Below are 24,716 nucleotides of genomic sequence, written 5' to 3' on the forward strand. Positions count from 1 at the left end.
CGGCGGCGTGGCGATCGGCCCCGGGGACGACGCCTTGGAGCACAATCCCAGCGGCAGGACCTTCATGGGACAGCCCGGTCCGCTGGCGAACCTGTTCAGCGTCGAGCTGTGGGAGCGCTTCAGCTTCTACGGCATGCAGGGCATCCTCGCGATCTACATGTACTTCGCGGCCACCGAGGGCGGCCTGGGGATCGACGAGACGGTCGCGCTGAGCATCGTCGGCGCCTACGGCGGCTCGGTCTACCTCTTCTCGATCCTGGGTGCGCTGGTCTCCGACCGCCTGCTGGGACCGGAACGGACGCTGTTCACCAGCGCGGTGATGATCATGGCCGGCCACCTCGCCCTCGCGCTGGTGCCGGGCGTGCCCGGGCTGATCCTCGGCCTGCTGCTGGTCGGTGTCGGCTCCGGCGGGCTGAAGTCCACCGCCGCGACCCTGGTCGGCTCCCTGTACACCCGGGAGGACCCGCGCCGCGACGCCGGCTTCTCCATCTACTACATGGGCATCAACATCGGCGGCCTGCTCGGTCCGCTGCTGACGGGCCTGGCGCAGAAGGAATGGGGCTTCCACCTCGGCTTCGGCCTCGCCGCCGTCGGCATGGCGATCGGCCTGGCCCAGTACGCCGCGACCCGCAAGGGCCTGCCCGCCGCCGTGCACCACGTGCCCGATCCGCTCCCCCGCTCGCAGTACCCGCGCTGGGCCGCGATCGCCGTCGCCACCGTGGTGCTGATCCTCGCGCTGGTGCTCACCGGCGTCCTGAACGCCGGGAACCTCGCGACCGTGGTGGCCGCGCTGGCCGTCGTCGGCGCGATCGTCATCTTCGCCGTGCTGCTGCTCTCGAAGCGGCTCGACGCCGACGAGCACTCCCGGGTGCGCGCCTTCATCCCGCTGTTCATCGGCACCGCGGCCTTCTTCGCCCTCTTCCAGCAGCAGTTCACCGTCATCACGCTGTACTCGGACACCCGGCTGGACCGCGAGATCCTGGGCTGGGAGATGCCGATCTCCTGGGTGCAGTCCTTCAACCCCTTCTTCATCATCGCGCTGGCCCCGGTGATGGCGGCGCTGTGGACGCGGCTCGGCACCCGCCAGCCCTCCACGCCCCGCAAGTTCGGCGTCGGCATCATCCTCATGGGCTCGGCGTTCCTACTGTTCCTGCCGATGGCCGACGTGGTCTCGGTGCCGGTGCTGTGGATCGCGATGATCATGCTGGTGGCCACGATCGGCGAGCTGTGGATCTCCCCGGTGGGGCTGTCCCTGGCCACCAAGCTGGCCCCGACCTCGTACCCGGTGCTGATGATGGCGCTGTACAACCTCTCCGTGGCGCTGGGCACCTCCCTCTCCGGGGCCCTGGCCACCTTCTACTCCGCCGAGACCGAGGGCGCCTACTTCGGGGCCCTGGGCGCGGTCACCATCGCGATCGGCGTGCTCATGCTGGCCGTCGCCCGGCCCGTCAGCCGGGGCATGCGCGGGGTGCGCTGACCCGGCCCCTCAGCCCTCGTCGCGGTCGCGGATCAGCGCCACCAGTGCGACCAGCACCGCCGGGGAGCCGACGAAGCGGGAGCCGTGGCGCTCGAGCACCCCGATCGCGGCGAGGCCGGTGAGGTCGCTGCGCACGGCGAACAGCCGCTTCAGCTCCTCGCGGTCCACCACCCCGGTCAGCGGATCCAGCGGCGGTCCCGCCGCGCCGGGCTCCGGCCCCAGCGGATCGGGCAGCGTGAGGCCGTCCGCCCCGCAGGCCGCCAGGAGCGCGGCGACGGTGTCGGGCATCCCGACGAAGCCGCCGTCCTCCGCGTCCCGGGCGTCCCGACCGAACAGGGCGGCGCTGAGCACCGCATGCCCGAAGGCGACGAAGGCCTCCGCGTCCTGCTCGGCGCTCGCGGACGGCACCGGACCCGCGGCCCGGTGCACCACCCCGCGGTCGATCTCCAGCCAGCCGCCGTCGAGCAGGCTCACCCAGGGCCCGACGATCTCCGGCCGGTCCCACATGCTGCGCACCGCCTGGTCCCGCCCCATCCGTGCCAGCAGCTCGCGGGCGTCCTCGCGGCCCAGCGCGCCGGTGCGGGTGACCCTCCGGCCCTCCCCCACGAAGTCCAGCAGCGCCACGGCGTTCCGCACGAAGGCGTTGCGGGCGTAGGCGGGCGCGTCCTGCTCGGCATCGAGTCCGCCGAGCGCCGTCCCGTCCTCGTCGGGGGCGGGCAGGAACCAGGGCCAGGTGCCGCCGGGCAGGTCCGTGGGCCGCGCCGCGCGCACCGCGGCCTCCCGCTCGTACGGCACCGACGGCGAGGGCAGCCGCCCGGTGTCGCTGAGGACCAGGCGCTCCGCATCGGGCAGGGCGTTGTACCAGTGCATGAAGGCGGCGAGCTCCCGGTCGTCCTCGAGGTCGACGCCGAGCGAGAGGCCGTAGCCCAGGATGTTGGTGGAGAAGGAGCGCCGGGTGGGGTCGTCGGCCGCCTCCAGCACGGTGAACTCGAGATCGGCGAGCATCGCGGGCCCGGCCGCGGCGTCCATCGAGCGCGGATGCCAGCGGCCGGTCTCGCGCAGGTAGGTGAAGAACCTCGCCAGGGTCGGCACCAAGTCCATCACCTGCTCGCGCGACTGGATCACGGTGCGCGGCATCACCTCGGTCAGCAGCGCGGTCGTCAGCTCCGTGGTCCACAGCCCAGGCTCGGGGCTGTCCAGGTGGTCGGCCTTCAGCCGCAGCAGGGTCTCGAGGTTCTGCACCTCGGCGGCGGCGGGCGCGTCCTCCTCCGCCGTGATCCGCCAGGTGCCGTACTCGGAGAGCACCCTCTCGCGCTCGCGCTGCTGCCGCTGCGTCTCGTCCTCCATCCCCCCAGCATGACGGGCCGTGCCGTCAGGAAGCCACCGCGACGCCGGCCGGGCGGGCGGGAAAATGATGGACACCGGTGGCCGGGCGCAGGGATACTGCACCTGCTCGGTCCACGAGCTCCTCCCGCGTCCGGGCCGCAGCGCTGCGCAGCGCCCGAACCAAGGAGGTGCCCATGTCCCTGGTCAAGGTCTACAACCTCGGATACGACCCGGACACCGGGATCGGCGAGCTCCTGCACACCACCACCGTGCGCCACGCCTTCGGGATGATCCGCCGGCGGGTGGCGACCCCGGTGCGGCTGGCCATCCAGGACGACCGGATCGTCCCCACCGCGCTCGAGCTGACCCGGGAGCTCAGCGGCGCGTGGGTGGAGGGCGCCGGCCAGCGCTCGATCGGCTTCTCCTACCGCGCCGTCCATGAGCGGGACCACTGGACCTGCGCCTACTGCGGCCGCAGCGTCTCCAAGACCCCGCCCTGCGAGGCGCTGCTGGCCACGGTGGACCACATCCACCCGATCTCCCGCGGCGGACCCTCCTCCTGGACGAACCTGGTCTCCGCCTGCAAGGCCTGCAACAACCGCAAGGCCGACCGCACCCCCGACGAAGCCGGCATGTCCCTGCGCTTCGCCCCGTACGACCCGGCGCTCGCGTACCGGGTGGGCGGGCACATCGAGCCGCTCCCGGTCATGGTCGACGCCTGAGAGGGGCGCGGCGACGGCCGACGTGACCAGCACCGCACGCAGCCTGGGAGTCGATATCTCATCTGTGAGATAGCGTCCCCGCATGACAGAGAACGAGGACTACCTGGCCCGGATCGGCACGCTCATCCGCGAGGCCCGACTGCACTCGGGGCTGACCCAGACCCAGCTGGCCGGCGAGCTCGGCACCAGCCAGAGCGCCGTGAACCGCATGGAGAAGGGCCAGCAGAACCTGACCCTGGACACCGTCTCCCGGATCGGTGCCGCGCTGGACTCCGAGCTGGTGGGCCTGGGCGCCTCCGGGCCCAGCCACCTGCGCGTCCAGGGCGAGACCACCCTGTCCGGCGCGATCGACGTGAAGTCGTCCAAGAATGCGGGGGTTGCGCTGCTGTGCGCCTCGCTGCTGAACACCGGCACCACCGTGCTGCGCAAGGTCGCCCGCATCGAGGAGGTCAACCGCCTGCTCGAGGTGCTCACCTCGATCGGCGTGAAGGCCACCTGGCTGAACGAGCAGAACGACCTCGAGCTGCGCGTGCCCGCGACGCTCGACCTCGAGTCGATCGACGCCGCCGCCGCCCGCCGCACCCGCTCGATCATCATGTTCCTGGGCCCGCTGCTGCACCGCGCCGGGAAGTTCCAGCTGCCCTACGCGGGCGGCTGCGATCTCGGCACCCGCACCGTCGAGCCGCACATGACGGCGCTGCGCCACTTCGGCCTCGACGTCGTCGCCACCGACCACAACTACCAGGCCACCACGGACACCGGCACCGGGCCCCGCCGCCCGATCGTGCTCACCGAGCGCGGCGACACCGTCACCGAGAACGCCCTGCTGGCGGCCGCGCTCCACGACGGCGAGACCGTCATCCGCAACGCGAGCCCCAACTACATGGTCCAGGACCTGTGCTTCTTCCTGGTCAAGCTGGGGGTGCGGATCGACGGCATCGGCACCACCACGCTGCGGGTGCAGGGGAAGGCGCAGATCGCGGTGGACGTGGACTACGCCCCCAGCGAGGACCCGATCGAGGCGATGAGCCTGATCTCCGCCGCGATCGTCACCCGCTCCTCGATCACCGTGCGCCGGGTGCCGATCGAGTTCATGGAGATCGAGCTGGCGATCCTCGAGGAGATGGGGCTGCGCTACGACCGCTCCGAGGAGTACCCGGCCGAGAACGGGCGGACCCGCCTGGTGGACATCACCACCCATCCCTCGGACCTCACCGCCCCGATCGACAAGATCCACCCGATGCCGTTCCCGGGCCTGAACATCGACAACCTGCCCTTCTTCGCGGTCATCGCGGCGACCGCCCAGGGGCAGACGATGCTGCACGACTGGGTCTACGAGAACCGCGCCATCTACCTCACCGAGCTCACCAAGCTGGGCGCGAACGTGAAGCTGATGGATCCGCACCGGGTGCTCATCGAGGGGCCGACGCGCTGGAGCGGCGCCGAGCTGGTCTGCCCGCCGGCCCTGCGCCCGGCCGTGGTGATCCTGCTGGCGATGCTCGCCGCCAAGGGCACCTCGGTGCTGCGCAACGTCTACGTCATCAACCGCGGCTACGAGGACCTCGCCGAGCGCCTGAACAAGCTCGGCGCGCGCATCGAGACCTTCCGCGACATCTGAGCGCCGGGCCGCCGGCCATCGGCCGGGCCGCCGGCACCCCGACGCAGCATTGCGCGCTGAGGACCCATGATCCCGGGATCATGGGTCCTCAGCGCGCGATCGTGCGGTGCCTCAGAGCGTGCGGGCGAAGGGGTCGAAGCCCTCCGGCAGCAGCGGCACCTCGGCCACCGAGCTGGCCACGGCGACGAACTCGCCGGAGGCGGCGGACTCCTCGGCCGAGAGCATCACGTCGAGCACGTGGTAGCCCAGCTCGCCGCTGGCCACGTGCGGGCGGTCCTCGGCGATGGCGCGGACCATGTCCAGCAGGCCCAGCCCGCGACCGGTGACGACGCCCTGCTGGGGCACCTCGATCCACTCCTGCACCGGCGGGGCCTCCCCGAAGGACTCGAAGGGACGCACGTAGGCGATGCGGCCCTCGAACATGTTCGGGTCGGGCACCACCAGGGAGCCCTCGGTGCCGTGGATCTCGACGATGCCCTGGCGGGCCAGCGGCGAGTCGAAGCTGACCAGGGAGGTGCCGGTCTGGCCGGCCTCGAAGCGGGTCAGCACCGAGATGGTCGAGGGGGTCTCGACGGGGAAGGTCTGCCCGGCGTTCGGACCCACCTGGATCTCCCGCTCCTGTCGGGCCCGCAGGCCCATGGCCGCCACCGAGTCGACGGTGCCGAACATGCTCACGAGGGTCGTGAAGTAGTACGGGCCGATGTCGAGCAGCGGGCCGGCGCCCTTGGCGAACAGGAAGGCGGGATTGGGGTGGAACACCTCGGGACCCTGCCACTGCATGGACGTCTGGGCGAACAGCGGACGCCCGATGGTGCCCTTGGCAATCTCCCGCTTCGCGGTCTGCACGCCCGGGCCGAGCACGGTGTCGGGCGCGCAGCCCACCCGCAGCCCCGCCTCCGCGGCCGAGCGCAGCAGCGCCGCGGTGGACCCGCGGTCCAGCCCCAGCGGCTTCTCGGTCCAGACGTGCTTGCCGGCGGCGATGGCCGCGGCGGAGACCTCCGCGTGGGCGGCGGGGATGGTCAGGTTGACCACGACCTGCACCCCGGGGTGGTCCAGCACGTCCTGGGCGGTGCCGGAGACGCTCACGCCGTGCTTCTCGGCCTGGGCGCGGGCGCGATCGGTGTCGAGGTCCCCGACCGCGAGCACCTCGACGTCCGGGTACGAGCCGAGGTTCTCGAGGTAGGTGTCGGAGATGACTCCGGCGCCGATGAGGCCGACGCCGACGGGAGCGGAGGCGCCGGTCATGCCGCGAGGCCGTTCTCGATGAGGAAGCGGTAGCTGTCGGCGATGTCCTCGAAGACGTCCCCGGGGGCCCTGTCGTACTCGATGACGGCGTACTTCACGCCGGTCGCGGCGTTCATCGCCTCGATCGTGGGCACGTCGCCCTCGCCGGCGTGGCGCTGGTCCAGGCTGTCGGAGCTGAAGGTCGGCGCCTCCGGGTCGAAGGGGTTCGAGGCCGGGGCCACGCCGTCCTTGACGTGGATCGCCACCAGGCGGTCCCCGATCTCCTCGACCAGGGCCACGACGTCCTGGCCGCCGGCCAGCGCCCAGAACAGGTCCAGCTCGATCTCGACGGCCGGATCGACGAGGTCGAGGAAGCGCTGGTAGGCGGTGCGGCCGTCGAAGGAGGCCAGGAACTCCTGGGCGTGGTTGTGGTAGCCGACGGTGAGGCCGAACTCCTTGGCCTTCTCGGAGGCGACGTTGAGGCGCTCGGCGATGTCCTTGACGCCGTCCTCGGTGAGCCAGCGCTCGGTGGGCACCATGGGCTCGATGACGGTCTTCATCCCGATCTCGGCCGCGGCCTCGAACACGACCTCGTTGGCCGCGGTGGGGATGGAGCCGTCCGGGGTCCACAGCTCGCCGGTCAGCAGCGGGGCGTGACCGGTGGGGGAGGTCAGGCCCGCTTGATCCAGGGCGGCCCGGATCTCGGCCGGTCGGCGCACGAAGTCGAAGGCCTCGACGGTGCGCAGGCCGATCGCGGCGAGCTTCTCGAGGGAGCCGTTCATATCCGCCGAGAACTCGGCGGCCAGCGAGTAGAGCTGGACGGAGGCGATGGGCAGTGCCATGTCTTTCCTGCTTTCAGAGGTCGTCACCCCTATGCCGCACGTCACGGTGAGGGCGTCGTGGAGGAGATTACCACGCAAACCTCCATCTGGAGGTTTCATGTGGGTAGCATTCGACGCATGTCCACGAAGGAGTCCCCCGACACCGTCCCGCCCGCCGTGATCGGCCGCGCGGGGTCCTACTCCAAGGGCGTCGCCCGACGGCAGGAGATCCTCGACCGCGCCATCGAGGTGTTCCGCGAGCGCGGGGCCGACGGCACCTCCCTGCGCCGCATCGCGACCGCCATCGGGGTCTCCCATGCGGCCCTGCTGCACTACTTCGACTCCCGCGAGCAGCTGCTGGTGGCGGTGTACGAGCATGCCGAGTCCCAGCGCGACACCGCTGCCGAGTTCGACGACCGTTCGGCGCTGGACGTGCTGGTCAAGGCCGCGGTGATCAACGTCGAGGTGCCCGGCATGGTCGAGCTGTACACGACCCTGGTGGCCTCCGCTCTGGCCGCCGAGGGCACCCCCTCCCAGCAGTTCTTCAGCACCCGCTTCGCGCGGCTGCGCGAGGACCTCACCGAGCGCCTGCGCCGGGAGCAGTCCGACGGACGGGTGCGCTCCGACGTGGAGCCGGCGGACCTCGCGGCGCTGCTCATCGCGGCGTCCGACGGTCTGCAGATCCAGTGGCTGCTCGAGCCCTCCGTCGAGCTCGAGCGCACCCTGGAGAGCTTCGCGGTGCTGCTCGCCCCGCCGGCCTGAGCGCCCCGACCCCTCAGGCGCGGACGCCCGCCCGCACCCGCGCCATGATCTGCTTGGCGGCGATGTCCGCCCCGGCCAGCAGCGGTGAGGGCACGCCCGGGGCGGCGCCGATGGCGCTGCCGGGCTGGGTGCTCGCCGCCGGGATGCCGAGCACCACCACGGAGGCGTCGACGCTCCCGTCGGCCGCGACCAGGTTGTGGCCGCTGCGCGCGTCCTCGCTGATCTCGGCGCCGGTGGCCTCCATCGAGGCGGTGGGCACGCCGTCGACGGTGTGGAGGCGGGCGCGTCCGGTGGCCAGCAGCGAGCGCAGCAGCGGGTCGCTGGTCTGCGGGATCTGCCCCTTGGACATGCGCGTCTCCAGCAGCACGCGGGAGGTGGCCACGCGGCCGGTGATCGGCGAGGCGGCGCGGAACACCCCCTCGCCGGGATCGGCCTCGACCACCATCTGCGGACCGATCAGCTCGATGATCCCGGCCTCGATGAGCGCCAGCACGAGGCGCACCCGGTCGGCGGGCGGTCCCGAGGCCAGCGCCAGGGAGTCGCCGTCGAACCAGCCCAGCACGTCGCGGGCCAGGGAGGCGCCGTGGAAGGCGCCGCCCCCGCTGAGCCGCCCGACCTGGAGGCGCAGGGTGGCCATGGCGGCGTTCACGGCCGCGCGGGGATGGCGCCAGGGATCGGACATCGAGCCCAGCTCGTCCTGGATCAGACGGTCCACGAGGGCCTGCCAGGCCGCCGCGGTGACCGGTTCGCCATGGGTGGGACGGTGCAGCTCGTCGAGGGTCCAGGTCCAGCGGGGATCGCCGATCGCGGCCTCGAGCACCGCGTCGACCTCGTCGGCGGTGTCCGCGGCGTCCAGGGCCGGGATCCAGAGTCCGGTGACCGCCGCCGGGGCGACCTCGCTGAGCGCCTCGAGGTAGACCCGGGCGAACTCGCGGCCCAGCACGGGCCACACCTCGGCGGCGAAGTCGACGTCGGAGCGTCGGGCGATCGCGGCGAACCACTCCGGGGTGGCCCAGCGGGGCGTGAACGGCCGCACGGGGCGTCCGCCCTCGGGCTTGGAGCGGTACGGAACGCCGCGGCGGGAGCCGACGAGCAGGTGGGGCTCGCGCCCGCTCGGGGTGTACTGCAGCCGCCCCCGCGGATCGTCCGCGCTCACCTCGAGGGTGCCTCCCCACTCGGCGGCGAGCTGCCCGATGACGTCGAAGAAGTTCGCGCCCAGGCCGCGCACCAGGACGGTCTCCCCCGCGGGCAGACCGGTGTACTCGCGCTCGGCCGGCATGCCGGGCTCGACGTAGCGCAGCCCGAAGCGCTCGGCGGCCTCGGTCAGGGCGGTGACCTCCCGGCTGCGCCGGGACTGGACCATGCCCTGGGCGAGCACCACGGTGGGGGCGCTGAGCCGCCGGCCGTCCTCGAGCACCACCACGGTGTCCTCGTCCTCGCGCTCGAGATCCACGGCCAGCCCCACGAACTCGCTGACCTCGACCTGCCCGGAGGCGATCGCGGCGTCGAGCTGATCGCGGTAGTAGACCCCCTGCAGGCGGCGGGTGGGGAAGGTCGCGCCGGTCAGGTCGCGCACCTCCTCCATCACCCACGCCCCGACCGGGTGGCCGCCGTCGGCCCGGACCCGCCGGGCCCAGTCCACGAGGTCCGGCCCCGGCGCGGGGGGACCGCTCATGGGGGTGGACTCGTCGGGGTGGACGGTGGTGGCATCGGCCTGGGTGTTGTTGAGGTAGGCGGCGGGCTGCTCGATCAGCCACGTCGCACCGGGTCCGACGGCCAGGGCGTCGATGATCGCCAGGCGCACCGGTCCCCCGCCGCTGACCGCGGCGCGGACGGCGGTGCGGACGGCGGTGCGCAGCACGGTGGCGACCCCGCGCGGGCCGCCGCCGACGATGACGGCGTCGAAGCGGGTCATCGGACCGAGGCGGGCAGACGCTGCGCGGGCGCGGGGGCGTCGGCGTCCGGCACCGAGGCGTCGCCCAGGCTCAGCATGAGGCGGTTCGCCCAGGCGAAGAAGCCAGCCGCGGTGACCAGATCCGCGATCTCGCGGGCGTCGAGGCCGTGCCGGCGCAGCTCGGCGACCTGCGCGATGTCGAAGCGGGGACGGGGGCGAGAGAGCTCGGCGGCCGCGGTGATCAGCGCGCCCCAGCGGTCGTCCTGCCCGGCGGCGAGCGGCGCGAGGTCGCCGGCGATCCAGTCGACGCCACGGTCCAGGGCGGCCGCGAGCAGCGCGTCGACGTCGGCCTCCCGCTTGGAGAAGCCGGCGGCCTTGCGCGCATGCACCGAGGCGCAGTAGATGCAGTCGTTGACCCGGCTGGTCACGGCCGCGGCGAGCTCGCGCTCGGCCTTGGGCAACCCGTCGCGGGGCAGGAAGATCGCATTGTCGAGCTCGCTGCGGGCCGCGGTGATGCCCGGGGTCAGCGAGAGCATCCGGAAGTAGACGCTGCCGGCGCTCGCCTTCGAGGCGAAGGAGTCCCGCTGCTGCGGGGTGAGCTCCTCCTCGCCGGGCACCGAAATCCACGGCTCCCAGTCGAGCACCTCACGGGTGAAGGCCGAGGGGCGGGGGCGACCGGTCGCGGTGCTGCCGCCCTGCGGGGCGGTGCGGCCGCGGCTGTGCGGGGTGCGGGCCGGCGCATCGGCCGACGGGACCTCGCGGCCGTTCAGCGCGGCGAGGTCGAGCACCAGGCGCTGGAGGTAGCTCTCGAACGAGACGAGCTGGCCGATCAGGACCGCGGTGGGCGCGTCCACGCCGACGGCGGCGAGACGCTCCTGGTCCTCGGCCGCCGCGAGCGCCGGTGAGAGGGACAGCAGGTCGACATGGTCCCGCAGCGCCTGCAGGGTCTCGGCGCGCACGCCGTGGGCGTCGCCATGGACCGGATCGGCGGCCGTGAGCTGCGCATCGGCGCCCTGCGCCCGGTGCCAGGCGGCGAGCGCCCCGCTCCCCTGCCAGTCCGCGGTGACCACGGCGAAGGCGTGGAGCACGGGCAGCGGGAGCGGCTGCTCGGTGCGGTACAGCGCGTCGTACGCCTCCCGGGTGCGGGCCAGCACGTCGGGACGCAGCACGCCGAGCATCCCAGCGGCCTCGGGCGCATCGAGGAGGAGCGCGGCGAGGAGCTCGTGGACGTCGAGGGCGGCGGACTCAGAAGTCATAGGGGCATCTTAGGACGCTCCAAAGCGCATCTCGCCTGCGGCCGGGTGTGCCGACGCTCACCCCGGCCTGGTCATCCCTCGACCCAGCGCGGTTCGACCAGGGTGGTGCGCGCCCCGGCGCCGTCCTCCCGGAGCAGGCGCACCAGCTCCCGGACCGCGAGTTCGCTGATCTCGACGCGGCGGGGGTCGATGCGCGGGACCGCCGTCAGCAGCGGGCTCACCGACGTCAGGTCGTCCCCGGTCAAGGCGATCATCAACCGGTCGGGGTCGGCCAGGGCACCGGTCGCGGCGAGCGCGAACAGGGCCGGGGCGACCCCGGTGATGCCGAACATCGCGGTGCGCTCCCCCGGGCCCGCCCCGTCCCAAGCGCGCTCGGGCATGTCGGCCACCGGGCCGGCATCGAGCTCGATGCGCAGTCCGGTCCCGGCGGCCTGGTCCTCGACCCCGCCGAGGAAGCGCGCGACGTCATTGCGGTGACGCTTCGTCCCCGGCGCGCCGAACAGCAGCAGACGGCCGCAGGACTCGGCGAGCACCCGGTCGACCACCATGCGACCGAGCAGCTCGAAGTCGAGGTCGACGACCGAGCCGCCGGGGAACTCGTCCGGCTTCCCGATCGTCACGAAGGGGAGACCCGAGTCGAGGACGGGCGCGACGCGCTCGTCGCGCCGTCCGAGCTCCATCAGGATCAGCGCCTCGCACACCCCGGTGCGCACGACGCGATGGATCCCGCGCGCACCCTCCTGGGCGGTGACCAGCAGGATGTCGTAGCCGAAGCGCTGGGACTCCCGGGCGATCGCGCCGATGAACTGCATCAGCACGCCGTCGTCCGCGTACGGCTCGGGGACCATCAGCCCGATCACGCCGCTGCGCCGCGAGCGCAGGGTGCGGGCCCCGGAGTTGGGGTGGTAGCCGAGCTTGGCGATGGCCTCCTCGACCCGCTGCCGGGTGGCCTCGGAGATGGGGCGGGAGCCGGTCAGCACGTAGCTCACGGTGGACTGGGAGACCCCGGCGAGCCGGGCGACGTCCTGGCTCGTCGGTGCCCTCCTGCGCGTGGCGCTCACCCCCACCCCTTCCCCGGGGCCGCGCTCACCCGGTCCTCAGCCCCGAGGCGCCAGTCTTCCACGCCGTCAGGGCGGCGCTGCGACCATCGGCGGCGTCCAGCCGCCGCGCGTCGGCGAGCGCCTCGTCCAGCACGGCGGCGAGCTCGACCCGGCGCCCGGTCTCGGCCGAACACACCGCCGCCTCGACGATCGCCTGGGTCCACACGTTCTGGTGGACCTCGGTCCGCGGACGCTCTCCGCCGCGCAGGGCGGTGCAGAACTCGGCCAGCGAGGCGGCGAGCTCCCACCGGTCGCCCGGCTCGGGGTCGCGGCCGCGCAGCGTCTCGCCATCGGCGTGCTGGGCCGTCGGCGGCGTCTCGCCGTCCCAGTGCACGGTGCCGCCCTGGCAGCTGATCATCCACTCGCCGTTCCAGCTGGTCTCGCGCCCCGGGGAGCACCAGGACCCGGAGAAGGTGTGCACGACGCCGCCGCCGTAGTCGATCCTCACCGTCGCGGCCGCGTCCCCCGCGTACCAGCTCCACGGCGGGTTGGAGGAGGCCGCCGTCACCGAGATCGGATCGGCGTCGACCAGCACCCGACCCGCGTCGAAGGCGTGGATCGCCATGTCGACGATCAGCGGGTGCTCCATCTCGTCGCGGAACCCGCCGAAGCGAGGCGCCTTGTAGAACCGGGTGTCGACGATGCCGGCGCCGCCCAGCTCGTCCGCGAGCCGCCGCGTCTCCTGGAGATGCGGATTGTTGCGACGGGACTGGGAGACCATGAAGAGCGTCCCGGTGCTCTCGCTGTGCCCGGCGAGGGAGATGGCCTCGGCGAGGGTCGCCGCGCAGGGCTTCTCCCCCAGCACCGGGAGGCCGGCATGCAGCGCGTCGGCGGTGACCGCGTGGTGGGCGGCAGGGACGGTGACGTCGATGACGGCCTCGGCCCCGGCGACCCTCGCGACCTCGACGGTGTCGGTGCCCGTCCGCACGCCCGGGCGCAGCGCCTCGGGGACCACCTCCTCCACCGCCCGGGCGGCGGCGCCGTCGATGACGTCGACCACCCCGACCAGGTGGGCGGCCTCGCTGTCCAGCACCGTGCCGATCCAGGCCCTGCCCATCCCGCCGGCCCCCACCACGACCACCCGGACCGGGTCCGGGGTGGCCCGGCTGGGAGCGCTCATGCGCTCTTCCCCGCCGCTGCCGCATCCCCGACGCCCTGGCCGGAGGCGCCCGAGACGAACCATTCGGTCTCGTAGCGGTCCAGGAAGGGCACCTCGCGGTCGGCGACCGCGGGACGGGCCCAGGAGACGCCGTTGGCGATCACGCGGCGCACATCGGGGTGGTGGTAGACGGGGTAGTCCTGGTCGCCGGGGCTGAAGTAGAAGATCTTCCCGTTGCCGCGCCGGAACGTGCATCCCGAGCGGAACACCTCTCCCCCGCTGAAGGAGGAGACGAACACCAGCTCGTCGGGCACGGGGATGTCGAAGTGCTCCCCGTACATCTCCTGCTCCGGGATGATGATCGGGTGCGGCACGCCCTCGGCGATCGGATGCGAGGGGTTGACGGTCCACACCAGCTCCCGGTCCGCCTCGTTGCGCCAGCGCAGCGTGCAGGTGGTGCCCATGAGCCGGGTGAACGGCTTGGACCAGTGCCCGGAGTGCAGCACGACCAGGCCCATGCCGGCCAGCACGTGCTGCTGGACGCGCTCGGCCACCTCGTCGGAGACCTCGCCGTGGGCCATGTGCCCCCACCACGTGAGCACGTCGGTCTCGGCGAGCACCTCCTCGCTCAGGCCGTGCTCGGGATCATCGAGCAGGGCGAAGCGGGTCGTGACGGCGCCGCCGAGGTTCTCGAGGATGCCGTCGCGGATGGCGGAGTGCATGCCCTCGGGGTAGTGGTCGCGCACGCGCTGGTCACGCTGCTCGTGGCGGTTCTCGCCCCAGACGGTGACGCGCAGGGGCGCGGGGGTGGTCGTGGTGGTCATGGATGGGTTCCTTCCGGTGGGGTGGAATATGGGTGGTGGAGGGCCGGTGCGCTGGGCGGGGTCACTTGACGGCGCCTCCGGTGGCGCCCGCCGCGATGTACTTCTGGGCGGCGATCATCAGCACCACCGCGGGCACCGACGCGATGACGGCGGTCGCCATCACGGAGCTCCAGTCCGTGTCGTTGGTGCCGATGTACGTGTACAGGCCCAGCGTGACCGGGCGGATCGATTGTCCGGTGGTCAGCGTCAGCGCCATCAGGAAGTCGCTCCATGCGAAGAGGAACGAGAAGATGCCGGCGGTGATCAGCGAGTTGATGCTCACCGGGAGCACGATCGACCAGAAGGCGCGCACCTGTCCGCAGCCGTCGATCTGAGCGGCCTCGACGATCTCCTTCGGGAAGGACTCCATGAAGGCGCGGATGATGAGGATCGAGAAGGGGATGCCGGCTGTCGTGTCGGCCAGGACCAGTCCGGGGATGGTGTTCAGCAGCCCCAGCGTGTTGTACGCCGTGTACAGGGCATTCGCGATGACGATGCCCGGGATCATCTGCGCGATGAGCACCACGAACAGCAGCGTGTTGCTTCCCCGGATCGGGAACTGGGCGAGGGCGTAGGCGCAGGGGGTCGCCACCACCAGGGACAGCACCGCCGCCCCGATCGCGACGATCAGGGAGGTGATGAGGTTCTGCCCCTGGTCGGCGAAGGCTCGGACGTATCCGCTCACGTCAGGATCCAGCGGGAACAGCTGCGTGTTCAGGCTGTTGCCTCCGGGCGCGAGCGAGGCGTTCACCATCCAGTAGACGGGGAACAGCATGAGGGCGACGAAGACGATTCCCAGCGCTGTGCGCAGTCCGCGCCGCAGCGCCGAGTTGCGTGAGAGCAGCGGTCGGCTCCGGGTGGGAAGGGCCCCTCGGGGAGTGTCGAGGACGGTGGTCATGGCGTCATCCGTTCTTCGCCGAGCGGGCGTTGGCGCGGAGGTAGACGACGGCGAACAGGAGGGCGATGACGATCAGCACGTTGCCGAGCGCCGCCCCCTGACCGAAGTCGAACTCGATGAAGGACATCTCGTAGCTGCGGGTGGCGATGGTCTGGGTGGCGTTGGCGGGGCCGCCGCCGGTCAGACCGAGGATCAGGTCGAGGACCTTGATCGTGTAGATGACTCCCAGCAGCAGCACGACGCTGACCACCGGGCGCAGCAGGGGCAGCGTGATGTAGCGGAAGGATTTCCAGCCGGTGGCGCCGTCGATCTCGCCGGCTTCGTAGAGCTCGGTCGGGATCGCCTGCAGACCGCTGTACAGGAGGACCACGTTGAAGGGGATCCCCAGCCAGATGTTGACCATCACGACCGCGATGAGGGCCGTGTCCGAGCTGGTGAGCCACGGTATCGGGGAGGAGATGACACCGATGGCGGAGAGGAACTGGTTGAGGATGCCGCTGTCCTGCTCGAGGATCCAGCGCCAGACGGCGGCCGAGACGATCATCGGCAGCAGCCACGGCAGCAGCAGCATCGATCGCAGGAATGCCGACAGCGGGAAGCTCTTGCGGAAGAACAGGGCCAGGCCCATGCCGATGACGAACTGCCCCGCGATCGACACGACGGTGAAGATCGCGGTGTTCACGAGCGCCTTGATGAAGATCGGGTCGTTGAACACGGCGAGGTAGTTCGCCAGGCCGTTGAACGGGGCCTCGCCGGTGAAGAACGTCGCCGAGGTGTATTCCTGGAAGCTCATCGTGAAGTTCTTGACGATGGGGAATCCGAAGAAGAGCGCCAGGTAGATCGCCGCCGGGGCGACGAAGCCGTAGCGCACGAGGGCGTCGCCCCTTCCCCCACGCCGCCGGCGAGGAGGTGGTGACAGCTCAGGATCTGCGGTGACGGGATGCGTGGTCGTGGTCATCAGAGGGTCCGCGAGGCCGCGTCAGCCCAGCGAGGCCGCGGCGTCGGCGAAGGCGGTCTCCGGGTCGGTGCCGTCGACGAGGACCTGCTGGAAAGCCGTGTAGATCGCCTTGGCCGTGGCCGGCCATTCGGTGCCGAGCTGGCCGGTGCGCGAGCGGGCGGTGGAGACCTGGTCGACGAAGGTCGCGAGTTCGGGATGCTCCTGCGCGAACGTCTGGGCGGCGTCGGTGAGCGACGGGATCGTGTTGCGCGCCGTGCCCATGGTCAGCTGGTTCTCGGCGCTGACGAACTTCTGCAGGACCTCGGCGACCTTCTTCTGCTTCTCGGTGTCGCCCGTCTGCGGGATCGTCCACACCTCTCCTCCGAGCGGGGCGACCGAGTCGGCGCCCTCGGCCGGGACGGGGATGGTCACGACGTCCCATTCCAGGTCCGGTGCGTCGGTCTGGAGGCCGACGATGTTCCACGGTCCGTTGACGACCATCGCCGCCTTCCCGGCCTTGAACTGGTCCATGGCGTCTCCCTGTCCCCAGTTCACGACGCCCTTGGACGCCGATCCCTCGTTCACGAGGTCTGCCCAGAGCTGCGCGGCGCCGGCGACCTCGGGAGTGCCGAGATCGGTCTCGTCGCCGCCGTTGGACCACATGAACGGCAGGAACTGCCAGGTGCCCTCATAGGTCGCGATCGCGGAGAAGGCGATGCCGTAGACGTCGTCGTGGGTCAGCGCCGCGGCGGCGGACTTCAGGTCGTCCCAGGTGGTGGGAGGCTCGACGCCGGCGTCGGCGAGCATGGCCGTGTTGTAGAACAGCGCGATCGTGTTGACCGTCGGGGCGATCCCGTAGACCTTCCCCTCGAAGGTGCCCGCATCGAGGATCTCCTGCTTGAAGCCGGAGGTGTCGATCCCGAAGTCGTCCAGCGGGACCAGGGCGCCGGAGCTGGCGATCTCCTGCAGATCGGGATTGTCCAGCATCAGCAGGTCGGGCAGCGTCTTCGAGGAGCTCATCTGCAGGACCTTCTGGATGAGCTGGTCTCCGGGGACCTTCTCCCGGCTGACGGTCATGCCGACCTCGGAGGCGACGGTCTCCAGGGTCTTCTGGATGACCTCGTCGTCCGCGGGGGTGTTGTAGTAGTCGACCACCCGCAGGGTGGTCGTGTCACCGGAGCCGGAACCGCCCTCGGAGCCGCCGCACGCGCTCAGGGAGAGCAGCCCTGGAACGGCGATCAGGGCGCCGAGGGAGCGCCGGCTGGGGCGGAAGCGCGGCGCGGTGGCGGCCGCCTGGTGGGCGATACGGGGGCGGGTGGTGTCTGACATCGTTGTCTCTCTTCTCGTGAGGCTCGTCGATACGAATCAATTCGGCACCGACGAGCACGAACGGCGAACGGGAGGGCCCTCGCTCCGGTGCGCGACTCCGACTCTGGCGGCCCGCCCGGTGCGATGAACGCCATCATGGCCCAGTCCTAGGTCCTCGACAAGGCATGATGACGACCGCGCCACCGGTCCGCCGCCCCGGGAGAGGGCTTCTCGCGCCAACGCCGCAGGTGGTGGCGTCGACCCGAGCGCGCCGGCAGCTCCCAACGTCATCGATTCGTATCACCACCTGATCGCGGCAGCGTCGACCGATGACGTGAGCACGGGGGCGGAGCAGAGCTGCTGCGAGGCCCGTCTGCTCGCAGGGTCCCCAGGACGCGGGCGGTATCCTCCGAGGTGGAGCTCGTGCGCTGCCGGCACGGCGAACGAGGAGAACCATGACGCCGACGATGAAGGATGTCGCCGCCCGGGCGGGGGTGTCGATCAAGTCGGTCTCGCGGGTCGTCAACGAACACCCGAACATCAGCCCCGGCGTCAGGAATCGCGTCCTGCACGCCATCGCCGAGCTGGGGTGGCAGCCGAACACGCATGCACGGTCGCTGCGCACGGGACGGACCGGGGTGATCGCCCTGTCGCTGGTGGACCTGAGGACCCCGACCTCCGCGCGGCTCGCCGAGGCGCTCGTCATCGAGGCGGAGCGCGCAGGGCTCGAGGTCTCGATCGAACCCTCCCGCGGGCGCGACGACCGCGTGCGGCAGACCCTCGACTCCCGAGGGGCCCTGTTCGACGCCGTCGTCCACGTGGGCCCGCTCCCCGCCGGGGTCCCCTCACCGGGACACGACCCCGAGCTGCCCGTCCTGACCATCTGCACCTCGTCCGAGCCCGCGCACGGCGCACCGCCGGCCCTCGACACCGTCGACGTCGACGACGCCGCCGCGGCCTCCGCCATCGAGCGGCACCTGCGGGCGGTGGGCCAGGGCGACGTGGTGATCCTCGCGCACGCGAGCGGGACGCCCGACGCCTTCGTCGACCACCTGATCCGCGCCTTCCCCGAGGCGGCGGTCCTGCGTCCGGAGCCGGATGAGGGTGGGGCCCCCGGCCGTCGTGCCGATCGGGCCGCCGGCCGGACGCTGACGGCGCGCGCACTGGCCGCCGTCCCCACGCTCGGCACGCTCGCGTGCGCCGATGACGAGCTCGCCATCGGCGCGCTGTCCCTGCTGCGCGAGCGCGGCATCGCGGTCCCCGAGCGCGTGACCCTCACCGGTCACGGCAACATCGAGGACGGCTGGTTCACCACGCCGTCGCTGACCACCATCGACCCGGCGGTCGCGGAGATCGCGCGACGGACGATCGACCTGATCCGTCGGCGCCTGGCCGGCGACCGCACGGCAGCGCGCCGCATCGTCGTCCCCGTGACGCTGGTGCGGGCCGAGTCGACGCTGGGCTCCTCGGGGCGGGCGGCGGGCAGCGCCTCCGCGCCCAGCGGGGGCCGGGCCGCGCACGGTGCCGCCTCGCAGGAGGTGCCGTGATGGCACGGGTGACGCTGGCGGACGTGGCGCGGGCGGCCGGCGTCTCGGCCGCGACCGCTTCCCACGTCCTGCGGCCCCGCGACCGCCCCGCAGGGACGATCCGGGTCTCCGACGCGACCCAGCAGGCCGTGTGCCGCACCGCCGAGGAGCTCGGGTACGTCGCGTCGGCGGCCGCGCGCGACCTCGCCTCGGGATCGGCGAGCCGGATCGCCATCATGGTGCCGAATCTTCATCAGCCCTACTTCGCCCGCATGGCAGAGACGCTGATCCTCGCTCTCGAGCAGCGCGGGTCCTCGACGACGCTGCGACTGTCCTACGACGCGCAGGCGGAACGGGACGCCGTGCTGGGACGGACCACCCGCGACGTGGCCGGGGTGATCCTGTGTCCCCATGCCCTGTCCGCCGAGCTGCTCGCCGGCGCCACGCCCCCGCTGCCGGTGGTGCAGGTGGGCGGCGGACCGACGCCCGGCATCGACTGCGTGGTGATGGGCGAGTACGAGGGCGCCCTGGCCGCCGCCCGGCATCTGCTCGACATCGGTCGCCGCCGCATCGCCTACATCGCCGATCCCGCGCTGCCGAGCCGGGACGGGCCGCGGTACCGCGCCTACGTCGACGCGCACACCGAGCGGGGACTGGACGTGGATGCCCGCCTCGCGGTCGAGGGCGCGGACTGGGACCGCCGCGAGACCGGGCTCGAGGCCATGGTCGGCCTGCTCCGCTCCGGGACCCCCTTCGACGCCGTGATGTGCGTGAACGATGCGGTCGCCGTCGGCGCGATGCGAGCGGTCTCCCTGGCCGGGCTGAGGATCCCCGAGGACGTCGCCTTCAGCGGCTTCGACAACACCGAGGAGGCGGCCTTCACCACCCCTCCGCTGACCTCGGTCGATCCCGGCGTCCCGGAGATGGCCCAGCTGGCGGTGGCCATGCTCACCGCCAGGCTCGCCGGCGACCAGGGACCGGCGCGGCGCGAGACCGCGCTGACGGAGCTCGTGGTGCGCGCCTCCAGCGGCGCCGCCCGTCCCGACGGCGCCTGAGCCGCTGCGGGACCGACCCATGGGACGACCCAGTCCCCTCGCTACAGATTTCAACGTTGAGTCCACCCTTGACATCGCTTAATCACGCACCGCAGGATGACGGTCATCACATCGCACCGAGGAGTCACCGTTGACCGCTCAGTCCCTCCGCACGCCCCGCTCGACCCCTGCCCTGCCGCGCGCCGACCGCGCCGCGCTGCGCCCGCTGGACCTGTCCTCGGTCCGCCTGCACCGTGAGGGAGCGCTCGGCGCGTGGCAGGAGCTGAACGCCGCCGCGACCATCCCCCACTGCATCGCACAGCTCGAGACGTCCGGCGTGATCGACAACTTCCGCCGCGTGATCGGCGAGTCCGGCGCCCCGCACCGCGGGTTCGTCTTCGCCGACTCCGACCTCTACAAGGTGATCGAGGCGGTCGCCTGGGAGATCGGGCGCTCCGGCACCACCGTGCACGACGCCTGGCTCGAGGAGATGATCGCGCTGATCGGGCGCGTCCAGGAGCCGAGCGGCTACCTGCACACCTGGATCCAGGGCGTGCATCCCGAGAAGAAGTTCGCGGAGCTGCACTGGACCCACGAGATGTACGTGCTCGGGCACTGGATCCAGGCGGGCATCGCCCTGGAGCGGACCACCGGGCGCTCCGAGCTGCTCGAGCGCTCCGTGCGCTTCGTCGACCTCGTCGAGCGGCGCTTCGGACCCGGCCGCGAGGACGGCATCCCGGGACACCCCGAGATCGAGACCGCGCTCGTGGAGCTCTACCGGCACACCGGCGAGGAGCGACATCTGCGTCTCGCGCAGCATCTCGTCGACCGGCGCGGCCGGGGCATCCTGCCGGGCGGCGCGCTCGGGACCCACTACTTCCAGGACCACGCGCCGGTGCGGGAGGCCGTGGACCCCCTCGGCCATGCGGTCCGCCAGCTCTACCTCAACGCGGGCGTCACCGACCTCTTCCTCGAGACCGGGGAGGACGCCCTGCTGTCCGTGATGCGGGAGCAGTGGGACCGGGCGCATGAGCGGAAGATGTACCTCTCGGGGGCCTTCGGATCCCGTCATCGTGACGAGTCCTTCGGCAACGATTACGAGCTCCCCTCCGACCGGGCCTACGCCGAGACCTGCGCGACGATCGCGGATCTCCACTGGACCTGGCGGATGATGCTCGCGGGCGAGGACCACCGCTACGCCGACGTCATCGAGCGCGAGATCCACAACGCGCTCGCGGCCTCCGTCGACACCTCCGGCATCCGCTTCTTCTACTCCAACCCGATGCAGCGCCGCCCCGATCGCTTCGACGAGGAGAACGCCCCGGCCGAGCGCCAGGAGTGGTACTCCTGCGCCTGCTGCCCGCCGAACATCGCCCGCGTGATCGCCCAGCTCGGCGCCTACATCGCGGGGTACCGCGAGGACGCGCAGGGGCCGGTCCTCGAACTGCTGCAGTTCGCCGACTCCAGCATCACCCTGCCCCCCGAGGTCGGCAGCGGCACACTCCGCGTGGCAACCGACTACCCGGTCTCCGGGCGGATCCGCCTGGCGCTCGATCCTGCGGCCGAGGTCTCCCCGAGCGCCCGCCTCGCGCTCCGGATCCCCGGCTGGGTCCGGGCAGGGACGGTGGGCATCGCCGGCGGTCAGCCGCGGGACCTCACCGCGGCCGAGCTCGCCTCGCGGCGGCTCGAGCTCGGCGCCGGGCAGATCGACGGCACCGTCGTCGATCTCGAGATGACGCCCCGCTGGACCGCCTCGCACCCGCGGGTCGACGCCACCCGCGGCTGCCTCGCCCTGGAACGGGGCCCGATCGTCTACTGCCTCGAGCAGGTCGACATGCCGGCCGGCGTCGAGGTCGACGACGTCCGCATCGCCCGCGGCACGCCGGCGCTGGTGGAGCCGTCGAGCAGCCCCGGGCGCCGCGCCCCGGACCTCGTGCTGCGCGTCACGGCTCGCACGGAAACCGAGTCGCTGTACGGCGACGCCGACGCCGCAGCGGGCGCGCCCGCGCCGGATTCCGTCGACGTCACCGCCGTGCCCTTCGCCACCTGGGGCAACCGCGGCCCCGGCGCGATGCGCATCTGGCTCCCCCTCGAGGACTGACCCCCGCTGCAGCACCCGCACCACGCACGACCGCAGTTCCGAACACCGCAGTTCTGATCACCGCACCCACCCCACAGGAGACGACGATGTCGCGCACCAGCTCCCCCCTGCCCGGAATCCGACCCCGACGACGCACGATCCTCGGCGGACTGGCCGCCGGCGCCGCCGTCGGCAGCACCCTCGGCCTGTCGGCCTGCGGCGGCGGCAACGCCAGCAGCACCGAGGGCGAGCTGCGCATCCTCGTCCTCAAGCACCCGCTGACCAAGCCCATGACCGAGATGGCGTGGACGAAGACGCTCGAGGAGGCCGCGGGCGTGCCCATCGTGTGGGAGGAGGTCTCGGCGGACTGGGACCAGAAGAAGTCGACCATGCTCGCCGCCGGCGACGTCCCCGACCTCATCGTCGGCACCCAGGCGATCACCGACACGGACCTCGCCACCTACGGCACCCTCTTCGAGGACCTGGCCGACGACCTCGACGCCATCCCCAACGTCAAGGCGATGCTCGAGGCGAAGCCGGAGCTGAGGGCCCTCGCCACCCAGGCCGGCGGGGAGATCTACTCCGTCCCCGGCTACAAGCGGTTCTGGCCCCCGACGGTCCAGCACCAGTACATCAACCGCCAGTGGCTCGACACCCTCGGCCTGGAGGTCCCCACCACCTGGGACGAGCTGTTCGACGTGCTCGTCGCCTTCAAGGAGGGCGACCCCACCGGCACCGGCGCCGCGATCGTCCCCATGGACTGGAGCCCCGTGGACACCGGCGGCTTCGGCTACTTCCAGTCGATCCTGCTGCTGGGCAGCACCGGCCTGCCGCTCGGCGGCGGCGGCGGCCAGGGCTACTTCCTGCAGGACGGGACGGTCGGGAACTTCCTCATGGACGAGCGCTACCGCGAGGTCGTGTCCTTCCTGGCCCGCTGCCAGGAGGCAGGGCTGCTCTCCGGCGACGTGATGACCCAGGACTACTCCGCCTACCAGTCCGTGGCACGCGGGCCCGGGGACGGCGTGGCGACCGTCGGCTTCACCTGGGGCTGGACCCGCTCGGACCGCTTCGGCCCCGAGATCTTCGAGCAGTACGAGGCGATCGGCGTGCTCCAGGCCTCCCAGGACCAGTCCGAACCGGTCACCTGGAGCTTCGACCAGTACGGCGAGAACTTCCCGGGCAACCAGGTGGCGCTGTCCGCATCGTCCAGGAACAAGGAGGCCGCGCTCGCCGTGATCAACGCCTTCTACGACCAGGAGATGTCGATCCAGGTCCTCTTCGGCGACATCGGGCCCAACATCGAGAAGACCGGCGAGATGTCCTACAAGGTGCTCCCCCGCCGAGGACGGCACCGACCCGTCGACCTGGAAGTGGACCTCCACGCTCGCCGACAACGGCCCGATGTGGATCCGCGACGAGATCGAGGTCGAACTGCCGACCGATCTGCAGGAGGCGACCGACGAGTCCGTCCCCCTGCAGCCGGCCATCGACAACATGACCCTCGAGGCGGACGTGTACCCGGGGCTGTTCATCAAGATGTCCAAGGAGGACCTCAACGCGATGACGCTGGTGAACACCACGCTGATGAACACGGCGATGACGAAGTTCGCCGAGTGGGTCACCAGCGGCGGGATCGACGAGCAGTGGGACTCGTACGTCGCCACCATCCAGGAGTCCGGCGTCGACCAGAACATCGCGACGATGCAGAAGTACTACGACGACTACATCGCCGCGAGCTCGTGATGGCCACCTCGATCCCCACCGGAAGGCACCCTTCGTGAGCTCCGAGACCACCACCGCCCGGCGCGCCCCCGCCGCGCCCGCTCCCCCGCCCCTCGCGGGCCGGGAGCAGGCCGGCCGTGCCCAGCGAGCACGCCGGCACGTGCGCCGCTACTGGCAGCTCTGGACGATGCTCGCTCCGGCCATCGGCTTCGTCGTCGTCTTCGCCTACGTCCCCATGTACGGGATCCAGCTCGCCTTCCGCGAGTTCGACTTCGCGGCCGGTCTGACCGGCGGCGGGTGGGTGGGCTTCAAGTACTTCGTCCAGTTCTTCGAGAGCCCGCTGTTCTGGGACCTGATGCGCAACACCGTCGTGATCTCGCTGGCGACGCTCATCCTGGGCTTCCTGACCCCGATCCTGCTGGCCCTGGTCATCAACCAGATCCTGCGCAGCCGGGTGAAGCGCTTCGTGCAGACGGTCACCTATCTGCCGCACTTCATCTCGATCGTCGTGGTCGTCGGCATGCTGCAGGTGTTCCTCTCCCCCAGCAGCGGGCTGATCACGCGGTTCCTGGGCATCTTCGGCCTGGACGACATCAACTACCTGGGCAGCACCTCCGCCTTCGTCCCGGTGTACGTCCTGTCCGACATCTGGCAGCACACCGGCTGGAACAGCATCATCTACCTCGCCGCGCTGGCCGGCGTGAACACCCAGCTGTACGAGGCGGCGCGCATCGACGGCGCCTCCCGCCTGCAGATCATCCGGCACGTCGACGTCCCCGCCCTGGTGCCGACGATGATCATCCTGCTGATCCTCAACATGGGCGGGGTGCTGAACACCGGCTTCGAGAAGATCTTCCTGATGCAGAACACCCTGAACCTGCCGGTCTCCGAGGTCATCGCGACCTACACCTACAAGATCGGCATCCTCAGCAGCCAGTTCAGCTATTCGACGGCGATCGGCCTGTTCAACACGGTGATCAACTTCGCCTTCCTGGTGCTGGCCAACCAGATCGCGAAGCGCGCCTCCGACACGAGTCTGTGGTGAAGGA

General features: G+C 71.5%; 20 protein-coding genes. 9 read left to right on the plus strand and 11 right to left on the minus strand.

Features of this window, described 5'->3' with window-relative positions; translation table 11 throughout:
- The first annotated feature begins 64 nt into the window (after positions 1-64).
- Positions 65-1,477 (plus strand): peptide MFS transporter, encoded by a 1,413-nt coding sequence (locus ACOJUI_RS09675; protein WP_422117649.1) that lies wholly within the window; start codon positions 65-67, stop codon positions 1,475-1,477.
- A 9-nt stretch (positions 1,478-1,486) separates the two neighbouring features.
- Here ACOJUI_RS09675 and ACOJUI_RS09680 read toward each other — a convergent pair whose 3' ends face one another.
- Positions 1,487-2,824 (minus strand): hypothetical protein, encoded by a 1,338-nt coding sequence (locus ACOJUI_RS09680; protein WP_422114760.1) that lies wholly within the window; start codon positions 2,822-2,824, stop codon positions 1,487-1,489.
- A gap of 173 nt (positions 2,825-2,997) precedes the next feature.
- On the opposite strand from ACOJUI_RS09680, the gene ACOJUI_RS09685 reads away from it, so the two are divergent.
- Both ACOJUI_RS09685 and ACOJUI_RS09690 read left to right on the plus strand, forming a co-directional pair.
- Entirely contained in the window at positions 2,998-3,525 is a 528-nt protein-coding gene (locus tag ACOJUI_RS09685) for an HNH endonuclease (protein ID WP_422114761.1), read from the plus strand.
- An 82-nt stretch (positions 3,526-3,607) separates the two neighbouring features.
- A complete protein-coding gene (locus tag ACOJUI_RS09690) occupies positions 3,608-5,143 on the plus strand; it encodes a UDP-N-acetylglucosamine 1-carboxyvinyltransferase (protein WP_422114762.1) in 1,536 nt (511 codons plus the stop codon).
- Positions 5,144-5,254: 111 nt separating this feature from the next.
- Here ACOJUI_RS09690 and ACOJUI_RS09695 read toward each other — a convergent pair whose 3' ends face one another.
- Both ACOJUI_RS09695 and ACOJUI_RS09700 read right to left on the minus strand, forming a co-directional pair.
- Positions 5,255-6,388, minus strand: a complete 1,134-nt coding sequence (locus tag ACOJUI_RS09695) for a Gfo/Idh/MocA family protein (RefSeq protein ID WP_422114763.1) — start codon at positions 6,386-6,388, stop codon at positions 5,255-5,257.
- A complete protein-coding gene (locus ACOJUI_RS09700) occupies positions 6,385-7,209 on the minus strand; it encodes a sugar phosphate isomerase/epimerase family protein (protein ID WP_422114764.1) in 825 nt (274 codons plus the stop codon). The genes ACOJUI_RS09695 and ACOJUI_RS09700 overlap by 4 nt, the downstream gene beginning before the upstream one ends.
- 117 nt (positions 7,210-7,326) lie before the next feature.
- Between ACOJUI_RS09700 and ACOJUI_RS09705 the strand changes: the two genes are divergently transcribed.
- A complete protein-coding gene (locus ACOJUI_RS09705) occupies positions 7,327-7,950 on the plus strand; it encodes a TetR/AcrR family transcriptional regulator (protein WP_422114765.1) in 624 nt (207 codons plus the stop codon).
- Between the two features lie 13 nt (positions 7,951-7,963).
- On the opposite strand, the gene ACOJUI_RS09710 is transcribed toward ACOJUI_RS09705, so the two are convergent.
- The 8 genes from ACOJUI_RS09710 to ACOJUI_RS09745 all read right to left on the minus strand — a co-directional run bounded on the left by ACOJUI_RS09710 (position 7,964) and on the right by ACOJUI_RS09745 (position 17,326).
- Complete coding sequence (locus ACOJUI_RS09710) at positions 7,964-9,865, minus strand: FAD/NAD(P)-binding protein (RefSeq protein WP_422114766.1); 1,902 nt, start codon at positions 9,863-9,865, stop codon at positions 7,964-7,966.
- Positions 9,862-11,100: a peroxidase-related enzyme gene (locus ACOJUI_RS09715; protein WP_422114767.1), complete on the minus strand. Its 1,239-nt coding sequence runs from the start codon at positions 11,098-11,100 to the stop codon at positions 9,862-9,864. Before ACOJUI_RS09715 ends, ACOJUI_RS09710 begins: the two co-directional genes overlap by 4 nt.
- Positions 11,101-11,171: 71 nt before the next feature.
- The gene (locus ACOJUI_RS09720; protein WP_422114768.1) at positions 11,172-12,161 is read right to left on the minus strand and encodes a LacI family DNA-binding transcriptional regulator; all 990 of its coding nucleotides are present in this window, start codon (positions 12,159-12,161) and stop codon (positions 11,172-11,174) included.
- A gap of 25 nt (positions 12,162-12,186) precedes the next feature.
- Positions 12,187-13,320, minus strand: coding sequence for a Gfo/Idh/MocA family protein (locus ACOJUI_RS09725; RefSeq protein WP_422114769.1), 1,134 nt, complete (start codon positions 13,318-13,320; stop codon positions 12,187-12,189).
- On the minus strand, positions 13,317-14,123 hold the full coding sequence (locus tag ACOJUI_RS09730) for a ThuA domain-containing protein (RefSeq protein WP_422114770.1): 807 nt from the start codon (positions 14,121-14,123) through the stop codon (positions 13,317-13,319). Before ACOJUI_RS09730 ends, ACOJUI_RS09725 begins: the two co-directional genes overlap by 4 nt.
- A 61-nt stretch (positions 14,124-14,184) precedes the next feature.
- Entirely contained in the window at positions 14,185-15,060 is an 876-nt protein-coding gene (locus ACOJUI_RS09735) for a carbohydrate ABC transporter permease (protein WP_422114771.1), read from the minus strand.
- Positions 15,061-15,064: 4 nt separating this feature from the next.
- A complete protein-coding gene (locus ACOJUI_RS09740) occupies positions 15,065-16,018 on the minus strand; it encodes a carbohydrate ABC transporter permease (RefSeq protein ID WP_422114772.1) in 954 nt (317 codons plus the stop codon).
- A gap of 21 nt (positions 16,019-16,039) precedes the next feature.
- Positions 16,040-17,326 carry a sugar ABC transporter substrate-binding protein gene (locus ACOJUI_RS09745; RefSeq protein WP_422114773.1) on the minus strand — a complete coding sequence of 429 codons (1,287 nt, stop codon included), beginning with the start codon at positions 17,324-17,326 and terminating at the stop codon, positions 16,040-16,042.
- A gap of 434 nt (positions 17,327-17,760) precedes the next feature.
- Between ACOJUI_RS09745 and ACOJUI_RS09750 the strand changes: the two genes are divergently transcribed.
- From ACOJUI_RS09750 to ACOJUI_RS09770, 5 genes are all read left to right on the plus strand, one after another.
- Positions 17,761-18,852 (plus strand): LacI family DNA-binding transcriptional regulator, encoded by a 1,092-nt coding sequence (locus ACOJUI_RS09750; RefSeq protein ID WP_422114774.1) that lies wholly within the window; start codon positions 17,761-17,763, stop codon positions 18,850-18,852.
- Positions 18,852-19,886, plus strand: coding sequence for a LacI family DNA-binding transcriptional regulator (locus tag ACOJUI_RS09755; protein WP_422114775.1), 1,035 nt, complete (start codon positions 18,852-18,854; stop codon positions 19,884-19,886). The genes ACOJUI_RS09750 and ACOJUI_RS09755 overlap by 1 nt, the downstream gene beginning before the upstream one ends.
- 130 nt (positions 19,887-20,016) lie before the next feature.
- Complete coding sequence (locus ACOJUI_RS09760; protein ID WP_422114776.1) at positions 20,017-21,966, plus strand: glycoside hydrolase family 127 protein; 1,950 nt, start codon at positions 20,017-20,019, stop codon at positions 21,964-21,966.
- 86 nt (positions 21,967-22,052) lie between these two features.
- The gene (locus ACOJUI_RS09765) at positions 22,053-23,726 is read left to right on the plus strand and encodes an extracellular solute-binding protein (protein WP_422114777.1); all 1,674 of its coding nucleotides are present in this window, start codon (positions 22,053-22,055) and stop codon (positions 23,724-23,726) included.
- Positions 23,723-24,712, plus strand: a complete 990-nt coding sequence (locus tag ACOJUI_RS09770; RefSeq protein ID WP_422114778.1) for an ABC transporter permease — start codon at positions 23,723-23,725, stop codon at positions 24,710-24,712. The genes ACOJUI_RS09765 and ACOJUI_RS09770 overlap by 4 nt, the downstream gene beginning before the upstream one ends.
- The last annotated feature ends 4 nt before the right edge of the window (positions 24,713-24,716 follow it).

The organism is Brachybacterium sp. UNK5269 (assembly GCF_049266655.1).
In the GTDB taxonomy this organism is placed as follows: Bacteria; Actinomycetota; Actinomycetes; order Actinomycetales; family Dermabacteraceae; genus Brachybacterium.